At 41.8% G+C, this 1506-nt stretch carries 2 protein-coding genes; both read right to left on the bottom strand.

What is annotated here, in order from left to right:
• Positions 1 to 682: hypothetical protein (locus tag AMDU4_RS08470; RefSeq protein ID WP_021787566.1), on the bottom strand; the 682-nt coding region annotated here is incomplete at its 3' end.
• Positions 679 to 1506 (bottom strand): reverse transcriptase domain-containing protein (locus AMDU4_RS08465; RefSeq protein ID WP_290704712.1); only part of this gene is annotated, 828 nt, incomplete at its 5' end. The genes AMDU4_RS08470 and AMDU4_RS08465, both read right to left, overlap by 4 nt.

Raw genomic sequence — 1506 nt, 5'->3', positions numbered from 1 at the left:
CAGCTTTTTTGTATATGCTGGCATTAGATGCCGACAATTGCTTTAAAGCTGCTGTACCGGTAACATTTATTCCTGAGTTAAATTGTGTATCTATGGCTGATTTGCTTCCACCGTCATTAATATTAAAGCTTAGATTCTGATAATAGGGCCCATAATAGTAGCATGCGTATTGACTTGAATTTGGGTTCCTTGACGGTACCTTATCCTTGAATATTTCACCCTTGCCAATACCTGAAGCTATTATGGTTACGGAGATATCGTTGGCCCTGTTCATAACAACGGCATGTAATGATAGATAATTGTCCATATTGGCATTTGATTTTGAATAATCATAGGAAGATGAAAGATCCCCTGTTACATAGGTATAAGATGGGAGGCCGTTGCTGTTATGCTTAATAGGGTATATGGTATTATTCCCGTCATAGCCCATCTCATTCATGTACTTCTCAACATGTATGTTTGAATTCCCGAATGTGGAATATGAATTGTGGAAGAATACTGATGGTTCTGGTGCCATAGAATGCATTGAATAGAATTCTGATCCTGAAAGGTATTCTGCATGGAAATTAATATTGCCAGGCATAGAGTTTACATCATAGAGTAGAACTCTGTCGTTACACAGAGCCCCCTCGTCGAACGCAACGAGCGGTTTTCCCGCATTGCGCTCACCGACTGCTTTCATGACATAGTATTATGGCGTTTTCCCAGAAAGGTATGCGGTTTTGTATCCATAATTGAGAGTCTGTCCGGAATGTCCCTGTTTTTCCATGTACGTGGTATGTTATGCTGATGACAGTACATATACATAAGTCTGCACTGTGCATAGTCCCATATTCCTGTGAAAATGTTGGATGCTAGGCTGTGTTCAAAGTAATTTCCCCATCCTCTTAATACTGGGATGAGCATCTCCTTCGCCTCCTCAGGCGTCATTAAAGAGCGTACACTGTTATTTGTGAGGATCAGGATCTTTTCCCTTATTCTCATCTCGGATTTAGGAGAGGGAAACCATCTTGTTACCCTCTTCTTCCTCCATTGGGAATACTGCCTCACAAACCTGAAGCCAAGAAAGTCGAAACCCTCTTCTGCCTTTACTATTCGTGTCTTTTCCGTGTTCATTGTGAGATCAAGGTCTTGCATGATCTCGTCAAGTTTCTTCTTTGCCACTGTTGGATTGCCTGTCAGTAAGATGAGAAAGTCATCCGCGTATCTTATAAGATGGGCATCTTCTCCATATCTCTTCTGCAATCCAGAAGATTTCCATTGTTTATCCAATTGGTCAAGGTATATATTGGCAAGTAATGGTGACAGGGGAGAACCCTGAGGCGTTCCCCTGTCCTGTGTGTGTACCTCATTGTCTTCCATTATGCCTGCGTCAAGGAATTGCCGTATAATGTGGAGCATTGCCCCGTCTGATATCTTCTTTGCAACCTGTTCCATGAGTTTGTGCTTATCGATGTTGTCAAAGCATGCAGTTATATCTGCATCTATGATGTTCTCACAGCCGAA

This window comes from Ferroplasma sp. Type II (assembly GCF_000496155.1).
The sequence above is the reverse complement of the archived record's forward strand: the minus strand, read 5'-3'. Positions and strand labels throughout refer to the sequence as shown.